The sequence below is a fragment of the Epilithonimonas zeae genome (genome assembly GCF_900141765.1).
Taxonomy (GTDB): domain Bacteria; phylum Bacteroidota; class Bacteroidia; order Flavobacteriales; family Weeksellaceae; genus Epilithonimonas; species Epilithonimonas zeae.
This window is the reverse complement of sequence record NZ_FSRK01000001.1, coordinates 1,316,773-1,341,042: the sequence shown is the minus strand read 5'-3', so window position 1 is coordinate 1,341,042 and position 24,270 is coordinate 1,316,773. Positions and strand designations below refer to the sequence as shown.

Annotated in this window: 20 protein-coding genes; 13 read left to right on the top strand and 7 right to left on the bottom strand. The window is 33.6% G+C overall.

Annotated features, from left to right (window positions below):
- The first annotated feature begins 51 nt into the window (after nt 1-51).
- The 8 genes from BUR19_RS06125 (at nt 52) to BUR19_RS06090 (ending at nt 7,973) form a co-directional block, all read left to right on the top strand.
- Nucleotides 52-888 (top strand): GLPGLI family protein, encoded by an 837-nt coding sequence (locus BUR19_RS06125; protein WP_074233991.1) that lies wholly within the window; start codon nt 52-54, stop codon nt 886-888.
- Nucleotides 889-978: 90 nt separating this feature from the next.
- Nucleotides 979-1,551: an RNA polymerase sigma factor gene (locus tag BUR19_RS06120; protein ID WP_074233990.1), complete on the top strand. Its 573-nt coding sequence runs from the start codon at nt 979-981 to the stop codon at nt 1,549-1,551.
- Complete coding sequence (locus BUR19_RS06115; protein ID WP_074233989.1) at nt 1,535-2,374, top strand: HEAT repeat domain-containing protein; 840 nt, start codon at nt 1,535-1,537, stop codon at nt 2,372-2,374. Before BUR19_RS06120 ends, BUR19_RS06115 begins: the two co-directional genes overlap by 17 nt.
- A 46-nt stretch (nt 2,375-2,420) precedes the next feature.
- Nucleotides 2,421-3,224, top strand: a complete 804-nt coding sequence (locus BUR19_RS06110; RefSeq protein ID WP_139297275.1) for a DUF4097 family beta strand repeat-containing protein — start codon at nt 2,421-2,423, stop codon at nt 3,222-3,224.
- Between the two features lie 20 nt (nt 3,225-3,244).
- Complete coding sequence (locus BUR19_RS06105; protein ID WP_074233987.1) at nt 3,245-3,943, top strand: hypothetical protein; 699 nt, start codon at nt 3,245-3,247, stop codon at nt 3,941-3,943.
- A gap of 4 nt (nt 3,944-3,947) precedes the next feature.
- On the top strand, nt 3,948-4,331 hold the full coding sequence (locus BUR19_RS06100) for a ribonuclease inhibitor (protein ID WP_074233986.1): 384 nt from the start codon (nt 3,948-3,950) through the stop codon (nt 4,329-4,331).
- Nucleotides 4,332-4,345: 14 nt separating this feature from the next.
- Complete coding sequence (locus BUR19_RS06095; RefSeq protein ID WP_083600651.1) at nt 4,346-4,972, top strand: SGNH/GDSL hydrolase family protein; 627 nt, start codon at nt 4,346-4,348, stop codon at nt 4,970-4,972.
- Between the two features lie 103 nt (nt 4,973-5,075).
- Nucleotides 5,076-7,973 (top strand): AsmA-like C-terminal region-containing protein, encoded by a 2,898-nt coding sequence (locus tag BUR19_RS06090; RefSeq protein WP_074233985.1) that lies wholly within the window; start codon nt 5,076-5,078, stop codon nt 7,971-7,973.
- 84 nt (nt 7,974-8,057) lie between these two features.
- On the opposite strand, the gene BUR19_RS06085 is transcribed toward BUR19_RS06090, so the two are convergent.
- Nucleotides 8,058-8,693: a tetratricopeptide repeat protein gene (locus BUR19_RS06085; RefSeq protein WP_074233984.1), complete on the bottom strand. Its 636-nt coding sequence runs from the start codon at nt 8,691-8,693 to the stop codon at nt 8,058-8,060.
- A gap of 529 nt (nt 8,694-9,222) precedes the next feature.
- On the opposite strand from BUR19_RS06085, the gene BUR19_RS06080 reads away from it, so the two are divergent.
- The 4 genes from BUR19_RS06080 (at nt 9,223) to BUR19_RS06065 (ending at nt 12,203) form a co-directional block, all read left to right on the top strand.
- Complete coding sequence (locus BUR19_RS06080) at nt 9,223-10,404, top strand: acyl-CoA dehydrogenase family protein (RefSeq protein ID WP_074235572.1); 1,182 nt, start codon at nt 9,223-9,225, stop codon at nt 10,402-10,404.
- Between the two features lie 129 nt (nt 10,405-10,533).
- Nucleotides 10,534-11,106 carry a DUF1287 domain-containing protein gene (locus BUR19_RS06075; RefSeq protein ID WP_074233983.1) on the top strand — a complete coding sequence of 191 codons (573 nt, stop codon included), beginning with the start codon at nt 10,534-10,536 and terminating at the stop codon, nt 11,104-11,106.
- 160 nt (nt 11,107-11,266) lie between these two features.
- Nucleotides 11,267-11,548, top strand: coding sequence for a hypothetical protein (locus tag BUR19_RS06070; protein WP_139297274.1), 282 nt, complete (start codon nt 11,267-11,269; stop codon nt 11,546-11,548).
- A 4-nt stretch (nt 11,549-11,552) separates the two neighbouring features.
- Entirely contained in the window at nt 11,553-12,203 is a 651-nt protein-coding gene (locus BUR19_RS06065) for an N-acetylmuramoyl-L-alanine amidase (RefSeq protein ID WP_074233981.1), read from the top strand.
- Between the two features lie 71 nt (nt 12,204-12,274).
- Here BUR19_RS06065 and BUR19_RS06060 read toward each other — a convergent pair whose 3' ends face one another.
- The 5 genes from BUR19_RS06060 to BUR19_RS06040 form a co-directional block, all read right to left on the bottom strand.
- Entirely contained in the window at nt 12,275-14,968 is a 2,694-nt protein-coding gene (locus BUR19_RS06060; RefSeq protein ID WP_074233980.1) for a PD-(D/E)XK nuclease family protein, read from the bottom strand.
- Nucleotides 14,969-15,297: 329 nt separating this feature from the next.
- On the bottom strand, nt 15,298-15,717 hold the full coding sequence (locus tag BUR19_RS06055) for a hypothetical protein (protein WP_074233979.1): 420 nt from the start codon (nt 15,715-15,717) through the stop codon (nt 15,298-15,300).
- 14 nt (nt 15,718-15,731) lie between these two features.
- Complete coding sequence (rsmG, locus tag BUR19_RS06050; RefSeq protein WP_074233978.1) at nt 15,732-16,367, bottom strand: 16S rRNA (guanine(527)-N(7))-methyltransferase RsmG; 636 nt, start codon at nt 16,365-16,367, stop codon at nt 15,732-15,734.
- Between the two features lie 96 nt (nt 16,368-16,463).
- Nucleotides 16,464-20,300 carry an Ig-like domain-containing protein gene (locus BUR19_RS06045; protein WP_074233977.1) on the bottom strand — a complete coding sequence of 1,279 codons (3,837 nt, stop codon included), beginning with the start codon at nt 20,298-20,300 and terminating at the stop codon, nt 16,464-16,466.
- 328 nt (nt 20,301-20,628) lie between these two features.
- Nucleotides 20,629-21,873 (bottom strand): LuxR C-terminal-related transcriptional regulator, encoded by a 1,245-nt coding sequence (locus BUR19_RS06040; protein WP_139297273.1) that lies wholly within the window; start codon nt 21,871-21,873, stop codon nt 20,629-20,631.
- A gap of 287 nt (nt 21,874-22,160) precedes the next feature.
- On the opposite strand from BUR19_RS06040, the gene BUR19_RS06035 reads away from it, so the two are divergent.
- The gene (locus BUR19_RS06035) at nt 22,161-23,351 is read left to right on the top strand and encodes a pyridoxal phosphate-dependent aminotransferase (RefSeq protein ID WP_074233975.1); all 1,191 of its coding nucleotides are present in this window, start codon (nt 22,161-22,163) and stop codon (nt 23,349-23,351) included.
- Between the two features lie 56 nt (nt 23,352-23,407).
- On the opposite strand, the gene BUR19_RS06030 is transcribed toward BUR19_RS06035, so the two are convergent.
- On the bottom strand, nt 23,408-24,268 hold the full coding sequence (locus tag BUR19_RS06030) for a hypothetical protein (RefSeq protein ID WP_074233974.1): 861 nt from the start codon (nt 24,266-24,268) through the stop codon (nt 23,408-23,410).
- Nucleotides 24,269-24,270: the final 2 nt, after the last annotated feature.

Here is a 24,270-nt window from a genome sequence, read left to right as displayed (position 1 = left end):
ACATTATTTATAATCCTGCATCTTAATAGTAGAACCATCAAAAACTATTATATGAAATTCAAACTATTATTAAGCTTATCTGCAATCATCAATTCCATTGCAATATTTTCCCAATCGTATAAAATCATCTACGATTTCAAATGGAAAACGGAAGAACAATCAAAAGATTATAATTCGGAATTAACTGTTCTATTAAAAAATGATGAGAATTCTTATTTTGAATCCTTAGCAAAATTTAAATATGACTCCATAAAAACAAAACTTGTGGATGAAGGAAGCAGAAGTTTTCCAAGCCCAAAACAGCAATGGAAATTACAGCCTTTAATTTTTAAGGATTTGAAATCTCAAACTACAATTACTGAAGAGAATTTTTTCGATAAAGTTTACTTAACAACTTATACCTGCAAACCGATTTGGAAGATTCAACAGGAAAAAAGTAAATTATTCAATTATAATGTTCAGAAAGCGGAAACGGATTTTGGAGGGAGAAAATGGATTGCGTGGTTCACGAATGAAATCCCGATTAGCGATGGACCGTATAAATTTTTTGGATTACCCGGATTGATTCTTAAAATATCCGATTCTGAGGAGAATTTTATTTTCGAAATTAAAGGGCTTACCAAAGAACAATATAATATTGAAGGACGTAATGCCTACGATTCCAAAGTTAACCTTACGCCTAAAAAATGGGAGGCATTTTGGAACAAATATCAAAAAGACCCGTCGATGATTTTTGCTAATCTCAATTCTCCTAATAATACTTTTACTTACGTCTATCACGGACTAAGTGTGGATAGTAAAGAAGCCAAAGAGATTTACAACAAAACAGAAAAAGAAAAAATTGATATTTTTAAAATCCCAATTGAAATAAAATCTTGTGAACAATAATAAAAAAAATCAGAAAAAAAGATAAAAAACTGCAACATTTGTAAAAGGTCTGCGTCTATTATATAGAACCGAAAAAAAACGAATAACTTTTTGAAGACAACAACAGAAAATATCAGTGACAAAGAATTGTTGGAACGATGCTGTTCCGGAGACAATTCGGGGTATTCTCTACTCTATCATCGTTATTCAAAGGCTGTTTTCAATTCCATTTATCGTATCGTCAATGATAGAGAAGATGCGGAAGATATTCTTCAGGAGGTTTTTTTGAAAGCATTTTCTGAAATCAAATCTTTGAAAAATGTAGAAAGTTTTGGAGGTTGGATTAAGCGAATCGCTATCAATCAATCGCTTAATTATCTTCGGAAAAATAAAATCTATTTTTCAGAAATTGAAGATGATAAAATATTGGATATAGAAGATGATGAGTTGGAGGCAAAGCTGGCTATGGAATCTCGAGTAAAAGAACTTCAAAATATAATCGCTGAATTTCCTTTGCAAACCAGAACAATCGTCAATCTTTTTCTGTTCGAGGAAATGCCACAGGAAGAAATCGCAAAAATTTTAAATATCCCGCACGGAACCGTAAGAAGCTATTACCACCGTGCTAAAAAGAAAATTTTTGAAAAATTAAACCCAAAACACTACAATGAAAGATTCGCTTAAAAAATATATCAATGAACACCGAGATGAATTCGATAATCTCGAAGTTCCTGACGAAATGTTTGACAAAATAATGTCCAAGCTGGATACCTCTGCTCCATCTGTTGGGAAAACACGTTCGATATTTCCTTTGAAAAATTGGGCAATCGCGTCTTCCATTGTGGTTATTTTAAGTTTAGGAATCTTTAATTTATGGCAAGAAAAAGAAATCGATAAAACTGTTATTGCAACAAAGCAAACTCCGAAAAAAGAAGATGAAAATATTGTTGACACAAATTCTAAGAAAGAATTAGAAACATCAATAATAGAAAAAATACAAAAAAACACCGCAAAAGTTCTTGCAAATCACAGTTCTGATTCTCCAAAACAATCAATAGATAGTCAAAATTCTATTCCTAATTATAATATTGAAGGTGAAAATCATTCTGACCAAGCCAACGCAATAGAATTGATGAATAATGAATTTTCTGCAAGTTCCAGATTGCAAGGGATTGCTTTTGTAAAGAATTTTTCTGATTATGATTCAAAAATAATCGATTTGCTTTCTGAAAAAGCCATCTCAGACGAAAACACGAATGTAAGATTGTCTGCAGTTTCAGCCTTAGAAATGCAGAGACAAAATTCTGTTGTAACAGATAGAATTCAGCAGATTTTTGTTCAACAAAATGACCCGATGGTACAGAAAGAATTAATTTCCTTTTTGGCTGAAAAACCATCATCAGACTTAAGTCCAGAAGTTAACATAAAACTTTTGGCACTCGCTAAAGACCCAACAACAGTAGATTTTGTGAAAGACGAAGCATACGCTGTTCTAATGAAGTATTAAAAGCTTTTATATAAATAACTCATTAATTATTAACAAATTAGACATTATGAAAAAGATATATTTGATTATGTTTGCTTTGATGACAGTTTCCTTCAATGCGCAGGAAAACGCAAACCAAACAACTACAACAAAAGAAAATCCGAAGACTTACAAAGTCAACAAAAGCAAAGGAAAATTACTAATCAATCTTGGAAAAGTAACTGTTGAAGGTTACAAAGGCAATGAAATCGTTTTCTCTTTGGAAGGTAAAACGCCTGCGGAGGACAAACGCGCAGAAGGACTGCAGGCAGTCAATGCTTTAGGACTTATAGATAACACGGGACTCGGAATCAATGTTTCTGAAAAAGATGGTGTTTTGGAAGTTAATCCATTGAAAAAAATGTCGTCTCCATCAATTAAAATATTAGTTCCAGAGAATGTGATTGTTTCCTTCAAACATCAATCTCAATATGGCGGAAAAGTTGTGTTCAGAAATATGCAAAATGAAATCGAAATCGCTTCAACTTATAACGATGTTCAATTAGAAAATATTACGGGACCTGCAACTGTAAAATCTATCTACGGAAATGTGGAAGCAGTTTTTAGCCAAAATGTAAAGGGGCCATTGTCTATTATTTCGGTTTATGGTCACACAGATGTCAGCCTTCCAAAATCTGTAAAAGCCAACCTAAAAGCGACAACTTCTTATGGCGAAATCTACATTTCCCCGGATTTTAAAATCGAACAAGAGAAGAAAACGGAAGATGGTTTAGTTCGTCTTGATAATGACCTTGTCGGAAAAGTGAATGGCGGTGGAACGGATATAGAACTTCGTTCAGATTACAGTAAAATCTATTTGAGAGCAAAATGATAAGGCTGATAATTTTTGTAATGACTTTCATATTCGGAGTGATTACAGCACAAACACAGATTAATAAGAGCTTTCCTGCGACTAAAAATCAGAATATATCTTTGAAGTTTGACTATCCTCAATTGATTAAAGTCAGCACTTGGGACAAAGACGAAGTTCAGATTTCGGGAACGGTCAACATCAATGACAATGACAATAATGACGCTTTTCAAATCAAAGAATCAAAAGAAGGCAATTCTCTTGTTATCGAAGGAAATGTTTCCGGAATAGACAATATTCCTCACAGAATCACGGTTCATAAGGGAAATGAAAAATTGACATTTAAAACCAAAGAAGATTATCAGCAATATTGCAAAACCAACGGTGTCACTTTCAACACGATGTCCAATGGCGTTGATATCAATATTGAATTGGAAATCAAAGTTCCGAAATCTCTTAAAACTCAAATAGAAGCAAAATATGGATTGGTAGAAGTTAAAAACTTCGGTGGAGAAATCAGTGTGAATGCAACTTATGGAGGAATCGATGCTACGATTTTGGAGAAAAACACGGGGAAACTTTCTGCTGAAACCTATTATGGACAAATCTATTCTAATTTAGAAACCAAATTTGCAGGAAAAGATTCGGATGATTTTCATACCTTAGTGACTACAACGTTGGGGAACGGACCTCAATACAGTCTTGAATCCAAATATGGAAATATCTATCTAAGGAAATAATTAAATGAAAAACGAAATCAATAATAAAAAAATGACTGTCATCAATGGCGGTCATTTTTCAGATTTGGAAGGTTTCTATGAAGAAGTTTCTGAACTTTTTATGAAAGATGAAGATTGGAAAGTGGGGACTTTGGATGGTTTTGATGACATTCTTTACGGCGTTGATTCCGATATTACTTGGAAAGATTCTCAAAAATCGAGGGAAGATTTGGGATTTGATTTGACGAAGGAATTTTATGAAAATAAAATCAGGCAAGGAAAACCATTTAATGTCAAATTAATCCAACAAAAACTGGGTGATTTGATTGATGGAAACGGACAAACTTTATTCGAAATTTTGATTGAGATTATAGAATCACACCAAAATATTAAACTAATTTTGGAATGATTTAAAACAAAACAATGAACAAGATGATTTATGGATTATTCTTCGGAGACAGCATTACTTACGGAGAATACGATGGCGTTTTTGGAGGCTGGGTAGATATTCTGAAACGATATGCTTTGCAAAAATATAATGAAGGAAGTAATGAATTAATCCTTTTCAATCTCGGAATTGGTGGCGAAACAACAGAAGGTTTGCTCAATAGAATTCCGCACGAAATGAAAGCCAGAAATTCAGCTGACGGAAATATCGTTTTTATAAGTTACGGTGCGAATGATTTGGCTGTAAAAGATGGAAATCAAATGGTAAATCAATCACAGTTTAAGGTAAATATTGAAATCGCAATTCAGGATGCAAGGCTTTATTCCAAAGACATATATCTGATAAGCATTCTTCCTATTTCGGAAAACATTGATTCAAAAGTTTCTCCAACGGGAAAGATTAGAACCAATGAAGATGTTGTGATATACAACCAAATTCTTAAAAACATTGCAACTGAAAATTCATTAAATTATATTGATTTTCATTCAGCTTTCTTACAAGACAAAGAGATTCTGCTTTCCAAAGACGGCGTTCATCCCAACGAAAAAGGTTACGGAATGATGGCTGAAATTGCGATTCCAATTATCGAAAAATACTTGTAAATGTTCATAAATAAAGACTTGAAACCTTTCTCAAACCGAGGAAGGTTTTTTTTTGAATTAATTTTTAGCACAGTCTTTGAACTAATCATAAAAATCTAAGTTTATGACTGCGGGAAATATAACAACAATTTTGCTGAAAATATTAAAATGGCTGGGAATTACAATTGCTTCTATCTTATTCTTAATGTTCATTATTCCGATTCTTTTTCCTGGAACAATTGAAAAACAGGTTAAAATTTTCGCTAACAAGCATCTTGCCGGCGAGTTGGATTATAAAAAAACACACCTTACGTTTTTTCGCCATTTCCCATCATTAACGGTTTCCGTGGATGATATTTTGTTGAAAGGTTCCAAACCTTTTGAACAAGACACGCTTCTTGCTGCTAAAGAATTATCAGTCGGAATCAATCTTAAAAATTTAATTTTTGACCAGGAAATCAAGATTGACGAAATCTACGTGAATGACGCAACAGCCAATGTTTTCGTCAATTCCAAAGGTCAGGCAAATTACAATGTTTACGTTTCAAAACCTTCTGAAAAACCTAAAGATACAACGGAAGCCGGCGCATCGATAAAATTAGATTTAATCAAATTAAAAAACTGGAATATTAAATATAATGACCACGCAGCAAACGTTTTGGTTAATGCAAAAGGTCTTAATTACACAGGAAAAGGTGGATTGAGTGAAGATATTTTCGACCTCGAAACCGATTTGGATATTGATAAAGTTGATTTTGCTCTGAACCGAATCTGGTATGCACAACAGAAAACTTTACACGCCGATTTGATTACAAGAATCAACACCAATGCCTTGACTTTCGTTTTAAGAAAAAATGAGTTGAGAATCAATGAGCTGCCTTTGAAATTTACCGGTTTCGTCAGTATTTTGAAAGATGGATATAATTTGAACATCAATGCAGCTTCGGAAAAAACGACGATTAAAGATATGTTGTCCATTTTGCCACCGCAATATTTGAGTTGGGTTAAGGACACAAAAATTGAGGGAAATAGTGATTTATTTTTCAGTTTAAAAGGAAGATTCAGCGAGCCGAAAAACCAGAAACCAGATTTGAAAGCCAGTCTGAAAGTTGGTAACGGTTTTGTTTCTAACAGCAATGCGCCGGTTCCGATGAACAATCTGAATCTCGATTTGAATGTGGATTTACCTTCGCTGGACACCAACAAACTCCTACTCGATTTGAGGAATCTGAGTTTTGACTTAGGAAAAAATAATAAGTTCCGAGCCGTTGTGAGAACTCAGGGAATGGACGAAATGAAAATTAATGCCAACATCAAAGGCGGAATTGATTTGGCCACTTTGGATTCAGCATTGGGATTGAAAGATATTGAACTGAAAGGCCTTATGAATACGGATATTCAATCGAACGGAATTTTCAATTTGGATAAAAAATTATTCCCAAAAACGAAAGGTTATCTGAATCTGAAAAATGGCTGGCTGAAAACCAAATATTATCCAAATGCCATTCAGAACATAAATATTTTAGCGAATATTTATAATACAGATGGGACTTTCAAAAGTCTGGGTGTGAAACTTGACCCATTCAAATTTGACTTTGAAGGAAATCCGGTTTTTGTGAACGCCGACCTTCAAAATTTTGAAGATTTGTTGTACAAAGTCAGAGCAAAAGGTGTTTTGAACATTGGCCGAATCTATCAGGTTTTCAAGAAAGAAGGATTTGATGTCAGCGGTTTGATAATGGCCGATTTATCTTTGAATGGCCGTCAAAGTTACGCAACCACCGGACAATACAGCAAGCTTGATAACAAAGGAAATTTAATCCTGAAAAATATCAAAGCAACAACCGAATATCTTCCGAAATCATTCTTCATCAAAGAAGGAAACTTCGAATTTGAAAATGAAAAAATGTGGTTCAGAAAATTTTTCGCCAACTATGGTAAGTCCGATTTTGCTTTGAATGGTTATCTTTTAAATACTATTAATTATTTCATCGAGAGAAAAGGAACATTGCACGGGAAATTCCATTTGAAGTCAAATTATATTTTGATTGATGAATTTATGGCGCTGAAAGATGGAGACAACAAAGACAAATCGCTCGCTGTAGAATATGCGAAAGAAGAAAATCCGAAAAGCAGCGGCGTCGTGATTGTTCCTACAAACCTTGATGTTTCATTGGAAGCAAATGCGAAAAAAGTCGAATTCAAAGGTCTTGGACTGAATAATCTTGTTGGATTGGCTTCTGTCAACAAAGGTGAAGTTTATCTTAAAAATACAACTTTTGACATTGTCGGAAGCCGAATGGGAATCGATGCAAGATACCAGAACGAATCGCCAATTACCGCCAATTATGATGTCGCTTTGAAGGTTGATAACTTCGATGTTCAGAGAGCTTACAAGGAAATCGATATGGTGCGTGAAATGGCGACTGCAGCGAAAGATGTGAAAGGAATTGTTTCTTTGGATTACAAATTGAAAGGGGATTTCGATGCGAATATGAAACCAATTTATCCATCGCTTGAAGGTGGCGGAAACGTCAATCTAAAAGATGTCGAAGTCAAAAACCTAAAAATGCTTTCCGCCGTTGGAAATGATATTGGTTCAGAAGCGTTTAACAATCCTGATATGAAAGGCGTTGACATCAATACCACCATCAATAACAATCTGATTCACGTTGAGCCATTCACTTTCAAAGTGTCAGTTTTGAGACCTTCTATCAGCGGAACTACAAGTTTCAACGGCCTACTGGATTTCCGAATCCGGGTTGGCTTGCCACCTGGCGGATGGATTGGTTTCCCTGTTGTAGTAACCGGAACGCACGAAAAACCGAAAATCAAAATCTTCAGCAAAACCGGACAAGGCATCGTAGAAGCGTTGTATAATACCAAATCCAACAAAGTCATCCGAGAAGAAAAACGTGCTGAGAAAAAATCCAGAGCACAACAACGAAAAGACAAACGCGCTCAGGAAAAAAAAGCTGAGAATGCCGAGAAGCAGATTGTTAAAGATTTGAAAAAGAAATAAAATGAAAGCTCCAATTGATTTTGGAGCTTTATTTTTCTATTGTTGGTGCGAATCTTTCGCTCGTATATTACAATTCGCTAAATTTTATTTAAGCTCATTTTTAATTATTTCTTCGGCTTTCTTTTCACTATTAGCAATCACCCATTTTTTAACATTTTTAGGTGGTCTTTTTTCTTTAATATAATTAACGAATTTTATAGTGTCTTGATAATCTTCTGCGTCGGGTTGTAATTCAGTATATTTTTCTAATGTCTCCAGCATTCTATCTGTTTCTTCAAAGCTAAGACCCTCGGAGTATAATAGATTTCGATAGCTTTTGCCAATATAAAAATTAACTCCAAAAAATTGACCAGAGTTTTTATTAATTAAAGGATATGCTTTTTCAAAATATATTATTGCTTTTTTAAAATCGCCTTCCTTTGCCATAAAATTATTAATTCCTCCGTACCAAAGAGCTGCAACATTCAAGCTATCAACTTTCAAAACTTCCTTAATAGTTTCTTCCGCATCATTATTTTTTCCTTGATTAATTAATGCTAAAGCAATTTGATTTTTGTACATCAAATCTTTTGGATTTTCTTTAAGCCCATTTTCAAATATTTTTTGAGCTTCTTCATATTTCCCATTTTGTAGTAAACTATTTCCTTTTTCAAAATAATCATTTTGTGCAAATACTATTTGAAAACTTAGAAGTAGTAATAATTTAAATATTTTTTTCATCTTAATATTAAGCTATTTAAAATTAAATTTTTTCTGAGATTTGTAAGCGAGATATTCAGTGATAAAAATAACATTAATTCCAACACCATCAACAAAAACCACCCTCACCCAGTTCCGAAGTGGCTAAAGGTGGTTTTTCAAGTGGTCACAACCGGTTCTGAACCACCTATAACCACTTCACTAACTGGTTGCAGACGGTTATGCAAGTGGTCACGGGCGGTTCCTGACCACCCAAATGTGGTTGGTTAAGGGGCTCTAGCCACTTACACAACTGGTTACAGGCGGTTCCGAACCAGTTGCAACCATTTAAAAACCAGGTAAAGGGTGGTTCGGAACCAGGGGTACCCCCTTCCGAACCACCCCCTCTCAGAATTTCATAATTATAAAATGATGAGTATTGATAAGCATTGCAGAGCTTTCCGCTGAAATTTTCAATTGTAAAAATGCATTTAATCAGAAAATGAATTATTTGTTAACAAAATTTTTTGGTAATTCGAGAAAAGCTCTATTTTTAAGCAAAACAAAAACAATGTCATATTACCCGTTAACAAGCATACCAGATTATTATTCCATAGACGCTCTTTTGACCGAAGAACACAAGCTTATCCGTGATTCTGTAAGAAACTGGGTAGAAAGTTTCGTAATGCCACAGATAGATGAAGCAGCACAAAATCATACGGATATCCCCGGATTGATGAAGGAATTGGGAAATATCGGTGCGCTTGGCCCATACATTCCTGAGGAATATGGCGGTCCTGGCTTGGATCAGATTTCTTACGGCTTGATAATGCAGGAATTGGAAAGAGGTGATTCGGCGGTTCGTTCTGCAGCTTCTGTTCAATCTTCATTAGTGATGTTCCCTATTTTCGAATATGGTTCCGAGGAGCAAAAAAGAAAATATCTTCCAAAATTAGCATCAGGCGATATGATCGGCTGTTTTGGATTGACAGAGCCTAACCACGGTTCCGACCCTTCTTCTATGGAATCCAAATTCACAGACCAAGGCGACCATTATCTTCTGAATGGAGCGAAAATGTGGATTACAAATTCTCCTGTTGCTGATATCGCTGTAGTTTGGGCAAAAGGCGAAGATGGAAAAGTACGAGGAATGATCCTGGAACGCGGAATGGAAGGCTTCACAACACCAACCACGCATAACAAATGGAGCTTGAGAGCATCCAAAACCGGAGAATTGGTTTTCAATAATGTGAAAGTTCCGAAAGAAAATTTACTACCAAATATCGAAGGTTTGAAAGGCCCTTTGTCTTGCCTAAATTCTGCCAGATATGGGATTTCCTGGGGCGTCATCGGTGCAGCAATCGACTGTTATTGTACGGCTGTTCAATATACTAAAGAGAGAAAACAATTCGGAAAGCCGATTGCTTCCTTCCAGCTTCAGCAAAAGAAATTAGCAGAATTCCTGACCGAAATTACAAAGTCGCAATTGCTTTGCCTTCAACTCGGAATGTTAAAAAATGCACACAAGGCTTCACCTGCACAAATCTCTATGGCGAAAAGAAACAATGTAAAAATGGCGATTGACATTGCCAGAGAATCCCGGCAAATGCTTGGCGGAATGGGCATAATGGGAGAATTCCCGATGATGCGTCACGCAGCCAATCTGGAATCTGTGATCACTTATGAAGGAACGCACGACATCCATTTATTAATTACCGGAATGGATATTACGGGCATCAATGCCTTTGGATAAGACCAAATCAATCTTATATATTTTTAACAAAAACCTGCGGAATATTTTAGCAGGTTTTTTCGTTCAGATATAAACCACAAAAGTCACAAAAGATTTATTCTTTGTATTTGTGATTTAAAAAAACTTAATATGAAAAAATACTTCGTCATTCTATTCTTCGTTTCCATCACTATTTTTGGACAAAATTTTCAAACGAAACTCTCCAACGCAGCTATTAATCTAACTAAAGACAAAGTCGTTTATGATCCTACTTATTTTAATATAAAATATCCGAATGGCGATGTTCCGGAAGGAAAAGGTGTTTGTACAGATGTTGTCATCCGGGCTTACAGATCTTTGGGAATTGACTTGCAGAAGGAAGTTCACGAAGACATGTCCAAAAATTTCTCCAAATATCCAAATAAATGGGGATTGAAAAGACCTGATACCAATATCGATCACAGACGTGTTCCGAATCTGATGGTTTTCTTTTCGAGATTTGGGAAAGTAAAGCCTATTACAAATGATGCAAAAGATTATGTTCCGGGCGATATTGTAACCTGGGATTTGCCTAAAAATCTGACACATATCGGCATTATTGTCAATAAAAAATCAGCAGATGGCAAGCGTTATTTAATTTCTCACAACATCGGCGCTGGGCAGGTTTTACAGGATTGTCTTTTTGATTGGACGATTACAGGACATTATCAGTATTCAAAGTAATTTTTAAAAATTGTAAAATTGATTTTCGATGAGGAAAATATTTCTAATTATAATAGGTTCTTTATTAGTAATCTTTCTATTTTTACTTTGCTTTTCTAATAAAAGTTCAAATAGGAGAAGCCTTATAAATACTGATAATATCGAATTAATAAAAATAGGTATGAAAGTAGAAGATGTTGTTACTATTTTAGGAAAACCTTTGAAAATTACAAATAGGTATGAGAACAGAGGGAAAACCTTTACTTATACTGAAAAACAAGAAAATAAGATGACTTTTCCAATGCTTTGGGTTCATTTCGATAAAGAATTAAAAGTTGATGAAGTTTTCGCAAAAAAATATTTTCTTTGGGGTATGGATAATGAATGCATTTATATATTAGATTCTAAAGATGATAATCCAAAATTTATGAATACTCAACAACTTAGAGCTGCATTTGAATAAAATTATGAAAAAATTTATCCTAATATTATTTCTGAATTTCTCTTTCCAATTCCAAGCTCAAAATCTTAAAATCATTCAAAAACCAATTGATTATTCCAAGGAAAGAATCAAACTGAGTTTGGATTATATGAAAGAACATCACAATCTAATCCAGAAAACTCCAAATATCACACCGAAAATCATTGTTCTGCATTACACAGCTGGTGGAACTATTGAGTCCAATTTCAGATATTTCAACAATTTATATTTGGAAAGTCAAAGAGCTACGCTTAAGAAACAAAGTTCTCTAAATGTTTCTGCCCATTTTCTGGTTGATAGAGACGGAACAGTTTATCAATTGGTTGACCCGGAACTATTTGCAAGGCATACAATTGGACTTAATTACTGTGCAATCGGTGTTGAAAATATTGGAAGCAAAGCTCAACCTTTGACCGACAAACAAGTGGAAGCGAACGCAGAATTAGTAAGATATTTAGCAAAAAAATATCCTATTGAATATCTCATCGGGCATTCGGAATATGGTGTTTTTAGGAATTCTAAACTTTGGAAAGAAACGGATCCTAGATATTTTACTGGGAAAGAAGATCCAGGTGCTGGTTTTATGAAAAAGGTTAGAGAGAAATTAACTGATTTGAAACTGAAAAGCCAGCCTTAATTAATTTTATTCTAAATTTAGCAGATTCATTTTATCTGCTAAATCAATAGAATCTGTGAGAAATTATTTAACTACCAACTCACTTTTTCTTTCTCCTCAAAAGAAACCTCAGGATTCAGAATTTCAAAAATTAAGTTCCTGACAGAATCTTCCACTTCATTATCTTCAATATCAATAAAATTCAGTTTTTGTGGACCATTATTAACTTCTGCAAAAGACCAGATTGCCGTTTCAATATGATTTGGACTGATGTTCAAAACATTTTTGATACAATATTTATAAATTGAAAGCTGTAAAGCCTGCTTATAATCGTCTCGGAAAAATAATTCTGGAAGTTTTTCATCTTTATTTTTTCCAAGATTAATTGTTAGATTTTTTGGTTTCGCTGTTTTGTAATCAATTACTCTCGTAACTCCGTCCAACTTGTCTATTCTATCAATAAAACCATAAAAACTGATTTTGTCGCTTTTATTTTCATCGAGGAAAAAATCACAGTTGATTTCTTTTTCCAAATCCAAAATCTCCAAAGACGAACCATTTTTCACTAACTCCAAATCATACTCCACAATATTACGTACTACCCTTTTAGCAATTTCTTTATGGATGTAATTCATTCCACGTTCATAGAATTCCTGCTGATGTTTCAATTTGTCAATTGCAAAATCAATCGCTAAATCTGTCTGTTGAAGTAAACTTTCCAAATCATTAATTGACAACAATTTACCTTTAATTGGTTCATGTAAAAATTGCAACGCATAATGAACCAAATTTCCATAATTTCTTTGTGAAAGCTCTTCTTCAATTTCGTTGGTTTCTCTGGTTTTGAGGAGATTATTAAGATAGAAATCAATCGGATTATAAAGATAAGTTACGAGATGCGAAGGAGAAACACGATTTTTCCATTCGTTTAAAAGTCGCATTACTTCATCATTCTTATCGATTTTCATTAATTCCTGAGAAATTGGTTCAGAAGTATTTTCGATGATGATATGTTCGATATTATGAGGACTTTCCATTTCTAATTGTGTGATAAAACGGCTCTTTTCGCCTGTATTAACCCCAGAACTCAGCGCATTGTAAAGCAAATGAACATTCTCCGAATTCTGAATCAAGCGGTAAAAGTGATAGGCATAAATACTGTCATTTTCCAAGAAAGTATTCAGTCCAAAATTCTTGCGAACATCAAACGGAATGTAAGTGTTTTGAGTGTTTCCTAATGGCAATTTTCCTTCGTTGACAGATAATAGAATGATATTTTTAAAGTTCAGAAGACGTGTTTCCAAAAGTCCCATAATCTGGAATCCCGCCAACGGTTCTCCCACAAAATCAATACTTTCTGAATTGACCAATTGATTAATAAGAACTTCAAGTGTTTCTATTTTGACATCAATTTGATAAGGTAACAATTGATTTTTGATGATTTTGAAAACATTCTCAAACAATGCAATATTCTCATACTGAATATCGTCCAGTTCTTTGAATTTCAGCTCATAACAGAATTTAATCAATAAATCTAAAAATTGTTGAGAATTTTCCGGTTTTTGCAGAAGCTGGAAATAACTGAGTTTTCCAAGTAATTCTTTCAACAAAGATTTAGAAATATAAACAATGTTTCTTTCCTCTATTGATGCAATAAAATCTCTAATAACTTCTGAATCTTTTTCGTCGTTCGGAAGCTCTTCCAATATTGGCAAAACATCGGCGTAATAATAACTCGATGACTTTTTCTCCTGCTGTTTCTGAAGATAAAACAGTTTTTTAATAGCATTACTGAAAGACAAATTCTTCAATGGAAATCCCATTGTGATATTTACGCTTTCAACAACGTTTAAACTGTCTAAAACTGCTGGCAAAAGATTTTCATCCAGCAAAACCAAAGCTGTTTCCGACAATTCATTTTTCGGTATTTTTTTTAAGATTTCGGGAAGGAATTTTGCCTGAACGATGTTTCCAGAAACTTCGTAGGTTTTGATATTTTTTGGTTGATTGAATTGATTTTCAATCCATTTAAAATCTCGACTGTCATTGAATTCTTTCCATTTTAAAGTCTCTCTCAGGAATTTTCCAGATTCTTGTCTTTCGTCGTCAATGTAATATTGGTCGGCTTGGAAATAAGTTTCGGCTTTGTTCCACTGCAAAAGCTGTCTTACCAATTGCTCCTCCACTCTTGACAACGCATTAAATCCACAGAACACAAATTGACGATTGGTTTGTTTGGCAAAGTTTTCAATTCCGGAAAAAGCATCTTGATACAACATTCCGGAAGTGGCCAGATTTTCTTTCTTTAATTCTGATTTCAGGAGTGGCAAAAATTCATTCATTTTTCGCCAGAAATTAAGGTTTCTTTTTCTTGGATTATCGTCGTCTCCAAGATTTTCGCCCCAGTTTTTGATTCGTTCTTCGTCCAGCATCCAGAGCAGGATTTTTTGGTCGTCGTCTGAAAATTTCATCATATCATCCCAATCTTTCTGCAAAGTCGGAAACCATTTCAGAAAACCTGAAAAATCTTCTGAAGAATCAATTTTATTATAAATACGGAATGCAAATAACCAAAGTGCAATGCCTTTGATTTCTGCATTTTCTGAAAGTTCTGCGATAAGTTCGTCTATTGTAACGAAATTAGGTAAAAGTCCTTCGTATTGTTTTTGTTTCAGGATTCTTTTGATAAAAACCATTGGTCTTTTTCCAGGCAGAACAATGTCCAACTCGGAAATGTCCTGATGATTTTCTAATAATTCTGAAATGATCTTCTGAAGAAACTGCATAAAAAAGCCTTTAAAAACTTAAAGGCTCAATTTAATTATTTTTTTGATGAATACGTTGGATTTTAACGTAAAGTCCGCAAAGTTTTTTTTGAAATTATTGAAAATATTTTAAGGTTCACAAAGACGCTTCGCTCATCAAAGAATGATAAGATTTGTTGTTAATTTCTTTTTGATTTCAAAACTTTATTTGGGTGACAAATGCCTTAGCCCCGATTGCAACGGCATCCTTTTTTGTTATTGCGATGGCTGAATGATTCAACAGACTGCTTCACTTCGTTCGCAATGACAAAAAAGATATAGTGGAAAGCGGGATTAAGCTCCTGAAAAAATTACTCTACAACCACTTTTTTCTCAAGAAACGTGTTGGTTCCGGTGGTATCTTTTCCTGTCCAGAACTTGAACGTGTAAATTCCTGTTTTTACAGGTTTGAAGTTGATTCGGCTGCCATCTACATAGGTTCCGTCGCCACAAATCTCATTGGTTTTATAAGCAAAATTGGCGATTGTGCGGACAGAATCGTTGGTGTAATTGTAATCGTAACTGTAAATGCCTTCACACGTTTTTTTGAACGTAGAATATGCGAGAATCTCCTGTGTAACACCTAACGACATCGTATCCATCGGGATTTTCACACTGTCTATCTTGGTTGGGAAAACTTCTTCAATCTGGCTATAATCGTCATTGTCCTTGCAGGAAACTACCAATGCTGAAAACGCTGTTAAAACTGATAAAATAATGACTTTCTTCATAATCGTTTCTTATTTTAGTTATTGAAATTGCCTTTTGAGAGATAAACTACTTTTTTTGTATCAAAAAACTCGCCATCGAAATAATTTTTCAAATTGAAAATTTCGCATTTCAATCCTGCCAATTCTTCTGCCAATTCGCCACCTTTTAAATAGAGAACTCCGTTGTGTTTTGGATTGAATTGGTCTTTTTCAAATTTTCCTCTCAACCAAGTCAGGAAAACTGGCATTTGAGTCACTGCTCTGCTGACTACGAAATGGAATTTCTCTTTCAGCTGCTCTGCTCTCATATGATGAGCTGTAACATTTTTCAGACCAAGACTTTCCGCCACCCCTTTTACCACGGTAATTTTTTTTCCGATGCTATCTACTAAAGTGAATTGAACATTCGGGAACAAAATTGCCAATGGAATTCCTGGAAATCCACCACCAGTTCCGATATCCAGAACTTTGGTTCCATCTGCAAACTCCATCACTTTTGCAATTCCTAAAGAATGTAGAATATGTTTCTCATAAAGACTATCTGTGTCTTTTCTGGAAATGACGTTGATTTTCTCATTCCAATCTTTGTACAAAACTTCTAGTTCTGCAAATTGATTTTTTTGTTCGCTGGTAATATTGGGGAAATATTGTAAAATTAATTCTAAAGACATAAGGCGAAATTATGAAAAGATTTGTTAATATTAATTATAAATAAAAAACCATCAAAATTAATCTGATGGTTCTTTAAATTTCAAAGTTTTAAGTGTTTATTTTAAAACTTTTTTGGTCATCGTTGTATTTCTAGAATTCACTTTTATAATGTACATCCCTTCTGCAAGGTTTGTCTTATTAATTAAAACTTCTTTCTTTGCATTTTTTGTGTTATATAATAATCTTCCAACAGAATCGTAAAGACTTACTTCTTCTATATTATCATCCGACTTCACGATGAAATTCTGAGTATCTTTTGAAATGATGATTCCTTTTTTAGCTGTATTATCTGTTCCTAATGTTTCCAAAGATTTGTAGACCACTTCAAATCTATCTTCATATTGTCCAGCATTGGTATTGAAAACGTATCCGTTATCTGTAATGTTGATGACTTTATTCAGATATTTGTCTTTCAAATAAACTGCTTGATTTGAATTGAAAATCCCATCTCTGTCTGTTAATGCAATCGTATAATTTCCAGATACAGAGGCTTTGAAACCTATTTTTGCAACATCTTCTGTACTGAAGTTAGAATCTTTTGCCTGGATTGCTAACTTGTGGCTGTCTAATACACTCCAGAAAGAATCATTTCCGATTGCTAAAAGATCTGCATCATAATCGCTGTCAAAACCATTGGTTGCATTATTGATATATCCAATTAAAATCTCGTTGTTAATATCTGTTGGCGATTTGAACTCTAACCAAAATCTATTTTTCTGAACAGTGGTTTTATTGTAGTAATTGGCAATATCAGAATTTCTCATCGAGTTTTTGAATACCAACGGTTGGTTTTTACCAGCTGGCTTTGCCTGAATGATAAATCCTTGACCTACAGAAATATTACCATTTGGTTTTCCGTTATTCGATCCGTAATATGTTGCGGATGTTCCTCCAACTACTGTAGCAATCGCATAATTGTTACCATTATAATTACTACTTTGCTGAGATAATATCTGACCATCATTATTGGTCCAGAAATATCCAATACCATAAATCTTAGAGCTGTTTTCTGCAAAGAACTCATCAAAACTAATATTAGAAGGATAAGGATTTCCAACCATATTGTAACCGTGTTGTGCATTGGTATATTTCAAATTATAAGTTGCTACATCTCCGTTTTGAGGTGTTCCTACAAATTCGAATTTAGAAGTTGGAGAAGTTACCGTTACAGTTTCCGGGAAACTATTTTTTCCTCTAATCGCATATCCTCTTGCTGGCTGAAATACAGATGAAGAATTCAGTGTAATATCGTTAGCAATAGTTGTTACGAAATAGTCATTAGCTTCATTATAGACATAAAATCTGTTCCAAGGTGTTCCAGTTCCTGTTGTTGAAGCTTGGTTGTAACCATCTGAAAACTGGTAAAGATTCTGACCTATTACAGGTGTTGACCAATAATTATATCCCATTTTTGGAATAATCGCTGATTTTTTAACAGTTACATTTCCTGTATTTGAAGCATTACCTACTTGTAAAAGATTAGCATCGTGCTCTACAGTAAATGAGTTAGTTGCAGTATTATTATTTGCAATCTGACCATTAACCGTGATAAATCCTCCTGTTTTAACCGTCAATGTTCCTCCAGCGTTGATTGTTAAATTTTGACTTTCAAAGTTTCCGTAAACTGTTGTATCGTAATTGGTATCAATAACAGCATTTTTGGTTGCTGTTGGTACACCGTTACTCCAATGCGGGTTGGAGGCATTTTGCCAGATTGTATCGTTAGATGCAAATATATAATTGTAGTATATACCTCCAATCTCAGGACCTGAACCACCAGGAAGATATTGGAAAACATACTGCATATAACTTGTATTATAGAAATATAATCTGATATACAGTTTCTCGTTAGGTCCAACTTTCAATCCATCAGCAAAATTAGAAGTATTCAAAGTATATGCGCTTGTAACTGTGCCAGTTTTAAGCACTGAATAATCAGAAAAATCCGCATTTTTAGAATATCTCAATTCATAAGTAGCACCATTTGTACCTTTAGCAACATAGCTGAATGTTTTTGGTTCAATTGTTTTATTTGGACTCACATTATCCAAAATAAACTGTGCATATCTATTTGTATTGATAGTTGTAGAATTACCATTACTTTCCAGATAATAAGCCTTTGGATTAGTTTCTCCACCGACTGCCACTGTCATTCCGCCAGTTGTCGTCATTGTTGTAGAATTGATGAACGACTGAAAAGCAGTAGCTGTAAAGTTATTCTGATCCCAACGTACAAGCGGAGAAGTTGTATTTACATTGTTATTAATACTTACTGTTGCTGTGTTTGAAACACCATACTCATTGGTAATATAATATGAGAAAGAATCAGCTCCAACATAATCTTTTGATGGGATATAATTGATACTTCTATCTGCATTAAGCGATGTTGTACCGTGAGATGGCTGTGTATATGTTAATTTACTGATTTTGTTACTATAATCATCATTAATTAATACGTTGATATCGATATCATTGTTAACGATGTTAGTTACAGAATCGTCATAAGCAATAGGAGCAGTTGAACTGAATTCCACATTTCCGATAAATGCAGGACCAACATTGTCTCCGTTTTTCAACAGAATTTGGAAAGCATTCCAAGTATTATAAACGTAAACTCTCAGATATAAAACCTGTCCGTCTGTTGCAATTGGTTTTGAGAAATTTTTTAAAGATATTTCTTTTAAAGTATTTGTAACAGTAGTTTCCGGTAATACATTGAATGCTGTTGTAAAGCTGCTGTTAAGAGAATAATCGATTTTGATTTTTGCGTCTCCACCTTGTGTTAAACAAAGGAAGTTAAACTCAGAAAGATTCAGCTTATATCCATTTTTCGGACTGATCGTAAATTGAATATACTTTGATTTATCAATAGTTTCAACGTTTTTGTCTGGCCAACCATTGGTTTGAAAAGCATTGTATCCATTCAGACTGATATTTTGAACATATGACTGAGTCACCGTAGAAGTCATATTACCAACTACAACCTGCGAATTATAAACGCTTGGTGTATAATTAGAATTATTCCATCTGGTTAAAGCTGTATCAACGTTGTTGGCAACTGTAATACTAACAGTAGCTTCATTGGATAAACCAGTAGTATTGCTGATTTTATATTTGAAAGTATCTGTTCCTGTATAACCTGTTGTTGGTTTATAAGTTACATTGGTAGTTCCATTCACAGTTATTGTTCCGTGTGCTGGCTGTTGCGTTATTGTAATTCCATTAATAGTTGTAGTAGAAACATCATTACTTAAAATATCCAGTACCGCTTCATTATTTTTATAAGCAGTATAGCTGTCGTTATTAGCTGTTGGAACCGTTGGAGTATCTACAGAAACAGTTCCTGTAAAATTAGGTCCGGTTCCTGTTCCTCCGTTTGGAGTATAAGATAAATGGAAATTATTATAAGTATCGTAAATATAAAAACGTACGTAAAGTGTTTTCCCAGAAGCCAACAAAAGATTATTAAAACTCTGTGAGATAGTCTGCCAGCTAGCACCATTTACTGTTCTTGACAACAGAGTTTGTGGATTAGAAAAATCTGAATTCGTAGAATATCTAATCTCAAATTTTGATGTTCCACCTTGATTTCTGAATGTCAGATTTAAATTTCCTAAATTAATTTTATAATTATTGCTAGGATTTATAGTAAATTGAATATATTTACTAGTATCAATTGTACTGGAAGATGGTAATCCTGATATCAAGAAAAATGTGTCACTCCAAGAAGTTGGAGCTACGGATACCCCACCAGCAGTTGTTATGTTTTGTGCAATAACATTGCTTCCTGTTGTTGGCGTAAGATCATTTTTGGTCCATCTTACTAGTTCCGTTTGTGCGAAAAAGAAATTCGCAAAGAATAGTACAAAGAATAAAGTGTAGTGTTTTTTCATCGTTCTTAAGTGGTTTTTAGAGCGTGCAAAATTAAATTACAGATTCAAAATAAATATTAACATATGGTAAGAAATTTTCAAGTCGAATTTTAGCTGATTTTAGTTAAATCTCATGCTAAAAAGGATAACTTCTTCCATAGTTATGTACAATCCTCATTTGTGTGTTTACTAAACTGGTTGCAATATTATTGATAATAATACAGAATCTAAATTTTTTAGCGCTAAACCCTTATGAATAAAGCAAAAACTATCCCTTGGGATAGTCTTTGTATGGGCAATGTAGTAGGTGTTTTTACCTAGATGTAGGGGTAATGTAGTAGATGGAAAATTAATTATTTCTTAACTTCTGGAAGAAATCCTTGCGATCTTTGATATCCAAAATGGTGTAAATATTTTTAGTATGATACTTTACAGTATTTTCACTTATAAATAATTTTTCTGCGATTTCTTTATTTGATAAGCCATCCGCAAGATGGATTAAAAGTTCTTTTTGACGATCTGTTAACTCATCCGAACTTAAGAAAAAATATCTTTTTGAGTCCTGTAGGTTTTCTGAATTTTGAGAATAAGAATCAAGTTCCTGTTTCATCTGTTCCAACTCATATCTCATCAACAATTTGTCTCTTTTGATCTTTCTATTCTTTTTATAAAAATAGATCACAGCCAGAACAGCAATTAAGATGATAATACTCAAAATAATGGTTCTTTTCCAGATATCAGATTGCTCTTTTATTAATTGCTCTTTTTCTGTATAAGCTTTATCAACAATATGCATTTCAGAAATCTTGACTTCCTGATTCTCCAGTCTGCGGAGTGAATCAAGTTCCGAGCCAATCAGGTACGCTTTTCCAAAAAGATTATTTTCTTTATAGATCTTTTCCATTTCGGAAGCAGTGAAGATTTTGTATTTCAAGATATTACAGCTATCCGAAGTTTGCATGCTTACATCATAAATTTCTTCTGCTTTAGCAATGTTTTTTTTCTTGCTGTACAGATTCATCAGTTTTGCATAGACAATTGGAAGATTGCAAGAGTTGGCTGCCTGCATAATTTTCAGAGCCTCATAATATTTTTTTTCCGCTTCGTTATATTGTTTTTTGATCAGGAACAGATAACCTTCCTGCATTAGGATGTAAGAATTATCTTCAGGGTAAGAATTGAGGTATTTTTTAGCTGCAATTCTCTTCATCACTTCCTCAGACTTATCATATTGATTATTATCAAAATACACAAACGCGTACTCGTAATCAAGCTTCATGCGTAAAAGATTATCTTCCGGCAATTGTTCGGCAATTACACTCGATTTGTTAAGATAGTCTATGCACATCATATAATCGTTAACACTTCGATAGGTTGTAGCCATAAGAAACAGGATGTTTGCCTCCTCTTCCTTTGTCAGGTCTCCGGATAATAAAATATCAGAAAGTTTCTTTTGCGAAATTTGATGTTTTCCTTCTCTATTATTCTTAATGATTTCTTCCTCAATGGAATTGAGGTTGAGGTCTTTAGCAGAGAAAAATATAGAGAATAGTATAAAAAAGCCTAAGAAATACCTTGTAAAATTAAAATTCATCAGTGTCTTGTGTGTATTAATCAACCGTTTTTAGTCTCAATCGAAACGACAAACAATCTTTTAAAGATAATTGCAAAAATAATTAATTATATCTATTTTTTCTCAAAAAATATTTTATTTTTTTACGTATTTATATATTTGCTTTATTTTTTAAAAAATTATTCTAATCTGAAACTTATAAAGTGGTAGAAATTATGAATTAAAGCCGCAAATTTTTAACAAACCATTCAGCTTATAGATTTAAATCAATTATATTTGTCTCTAAATCTAATTTATAAAATAGTTTCATGAGTAAAATTTCGGATAGACTGAACAGACTGAGTTATTCTCAGACTTTCGTGATGAGCAACAAAGCACGCGATATGAAGGCGGCAGGAATTGATGTAATAAGTTTGACTTTGGGAGAACCAGACTTTGATGTTCCTCAAAAAATTAAACAAGCAGCCTTTGATGCTATTAATGAAAATTACAGCCACTACTCGCCTGTTCCCGGATTTTTAGAATTAAGACAAGCTATTTCCGCAAAACTTAAAAGAGATAATAATCTTAACTATAAGCCTTCTCAAATTTGTGTAGCAAATGGCGCAAAACAATCTATAATCAATGTTTTGTCAGCTATTGTGAATGATGGTGATGAAGTTATCCTTCCTGCTCCTTATTGGGTAAGTTATGACGAGATGGTAAAATTGGTTGGTGGAACTTCTGTGTTCATTGAAACTTCTATTGATACAGAATTTAAAATTACAGCTGAACAATTAGAAAAAGCAATCACACCAAAAACCAAAGCTTTGCTTTACAGTTCACCTTGTAATCCTTCGGGAAGTTTCTATACAAGAGAAGAATTGGAAGCCATTGCCAATGTTGTAGCAAAATATCCGCACGTGACTATTATTTCTGATGAGATTTACGAATTCATCAATTATGAAGGTGAACACGTTTCTATTGCAAGTTTCCCTCAGGTTTATGAGCAAACTGCAGTAATCAATGGAATGAGCAAAGCTTTTGCTATGACAGGATGGAGAATCGGTTATTCTGCTTGTCCAGAGTGGTTGGCGAGTGCTTGTGACAAAGTTCAAGGTCAAATGACAAGTGGCGCGAATACTGTGGCTCAAAGAGCTTCTATCACAGCTTTACAAATGGATCCGTCGGAGTTGCAATATATGATTTCGGAATTCCATAAAAGACGTGACTTGGTTTTTGATTTGATGAAAGATATCAAAGGCTTCAAATGTAATCTTCCAAAAAGTGCATTCTACTTCTTCCCAGACATTTCCTATTTCATCGGAAAGAATCTGAATGGTACTGAAATTAAAGACGCAGATGATTTTGCTATGTTTTTATTAGAAAATGCACATGTGGGTTGCGTTGGCGGTGTAAGTTTCGGAAGTCCGGAATGTATCCGTTTTTCTTACGCAGCTTCAGAAGCAGAATTGAGAGAAGCAATGAGAAGAATCAAAGATTGTGTAGAGCAGTTTTAGACTTATCTCAAAAACATTTAATAAATCAAACATCACTTTCTTAAGTGGTGTTTTTTTTATTTTAATAAGGTTTTTATAAATTCTTTGCCACCTTCAGTATTCAGATGATCCTGATCCCCAAAGTATTTTTCTTGATTTTTGTAAATTGATTTGTAATCAATAACTTTCAACCCGTTCGACAAAAAGAGTTTATCAGCACCATAATTCTTATCACGTAGTAGCTTTAGATATGAATTAGAAAGTGGAAATTTTATCCCAATGAGCTCTATATTATTAGTTTTACATAGAAAAATAATTTCTAAAAGTATTTTTTCTAATGCTTTACTTTTATTTTTCGAAGGGAATTGTCCATTTATTCTTTCTTTAGCTCTTTTGTTTTTTTCAGTTTCATTTAATTCATTCCAAACAAAATTACTCCCTGTATCATCCTTTAGATTCAAAATTTTTTCAATCTTAGTATCCAAATAAATTTTTAATAAAGGATTTATTTTTAATTGGAAAATTGGAAAATAATATTTTAAGTATTTTTCTTTGAAGTAATTCAAATTCATTGAAGAAGTGTAAATAATACTCTTGTCTGAATTATTATTCTGATCTCTATATGGACTTAATGAATGATCATCAACACTTAGGTAAATTGTTTTAACTTGATAATTGTTTTCAACAAGATAAGAGATTTTTCTCTTCATATCAAAATAGGAATCACTATTGGCAGAAAAATTATAAACCTTATAATATTCAGAATTTTTCTCAATAGGCATCCCATGGGAATCTGCCATTATAAACGATTTAAAATTTTTGCTTGGAAAATCTTTATAACCTTTATAATAGTTGTCATTTGCAAAAATAAATAAACCTATATTAAAAAGTAAAATGATTGTCAAAAAAATAAAAATATTATGAATAAACTTTTTCATGT

What these genes read in the sequence shown, in the direction of transcription:
- BUR19_RS06065 (WP_074233981.1), top strand. Translation starts at nt 11,553, where the DNA reads ATGAAAAAATTTATCCTAATATTATTTCTGAATTTCTCTTTCCAATTC.
- BUR19_RS06095 (WP_083600651.1), top strand. Translation starts at nt 4,346, where the DNA reads ATGAACAAGATGATTTATGGATTATTCTTCGGAGACAGCATTACTTAC.
- rsmG (WP_074233978.1), bottom strand. Translation starts at nt 16,367, where the DNA reads ATGTCTTTAGAATTAATTTTACAATATTTCCCCAATATTACCAGCGAA.
- BUR19_RS06055 (WP_074233979.1), bottom strand. Translation starts at nt 15,717, where the DNA reads ATGAAGAAAGTCATTATTTTATCAGTTTTAACAGCGTTTTCAGCATTG.
- BUR19_RS06030 (WP_074233974.1), bottom strand. Translation starts at nt 24,268, where the DNA reads ATGAAAAAGTTTATTCATAATATTTTTATTTTTTTGACAATCATTTTA.
- BUR19_RS06040 (WP_139297273.1), bottom strand. Translation starts at nt 21,873, where the DNA reads ATGAATTTTAATTTTACAAGGTATTTCTTAGGCTTTTTTATACTATTC.
- BUR19_RS06070 (WP_139297274.1), top strand. Translation starts at nt 11,267, where the DNA reads ATGAAAGTAGAAGATGTTGTTACTATTTTAGGAAAACCTTTGAAAATT.
- BUR19_RS06035 (WP_074233975.1), top strand. Translation starts at nt 22,161, where the DNA reads ATGAGTAAAATTTCGGATAGACTGAACAGACTGAGTTATTCTCAGACT.
- BUR19_RS06075 (WP_074233983.1), top strand. Translation starts at nt 10,534, where the DNA reads ATGAAAAAATACTTCGTCATTCTATTCTTCGTTTCCATCACTATTTTT.
- BUR19_RS06105 (WP_074233987.1), top strand. Translation starts at nt 3,245, where the DNA reads ATGACTTTCATATTCGGAGTGATTACAGCACAAACACAGATTAATAAG.
- BUR19_RS06125 (WP_074233991.1), top strand. Translation starts at nt 52, where the DNA reads ATGAAATTCAAACTATTATTAAGCTTATCTGCAATCATCAATTCCATT.
- BUR19_RS06100 (WP_074233986.1), top strand. Translation starts at nt 3,948, where the DNA reads ATGAAAAACGAAATCAATAATAAAAAAATGACTGTCATCAATGGCGGT.
- BUR19_RS06085 (WP_074233984.1), bottom strand. Translation starts at nt 8,693, where the DNA reads ATGAAAAAAATATTTAAATTATTACTACTTCTAAGTTTTCAAATAGTA.
- BUR19_RS06090 (WP_074233985.1), top strand. Translation starts at nt 5,076, where the DNA reads ATGACTGCGGGAAATATAACAACAATTTTGCTGAAAATATTAAAATGG.
- BUR19_RS06045 (WP_074233977.1), bottom strand. Translation starts at nt 20,300, where the DNA reads ATGAAAAAACACTACACTTTATTCTTTGTACTATTCTTTGCGAATTTC.
- BUR19_RS06115 (WP_074233989.1), top strand. Translation starts at nt 1,535, where the DNA reads ATGAAAGATTCGCTTAAAAAATATATCAATGAACACCGAGATGAATTC.
- BUR19_RS06060 (WP_074233980.1), bottom strand. Translation starts at nt 14,968, where the DNA reads ATGCAGTTTCTTCAGAAGATCATTTCAGAATTATTAGAAAATCATCAG.
- BUR19_RS06110 (WP_139297275.1), top strand. Translation starts at nt 2,421, where the DNA reads ATGAAAAAGATATATTTGATTATGTTTGCTTTGATGACAGTTTCCTTC.
- BUR19_RS06080 (WP_074235572.1), top strand. Translation starts at nt 9,223, where the DNA reads ATGTCATATTACCCGTTAACAAGCATACCAGATTATTATTCCATAGAC.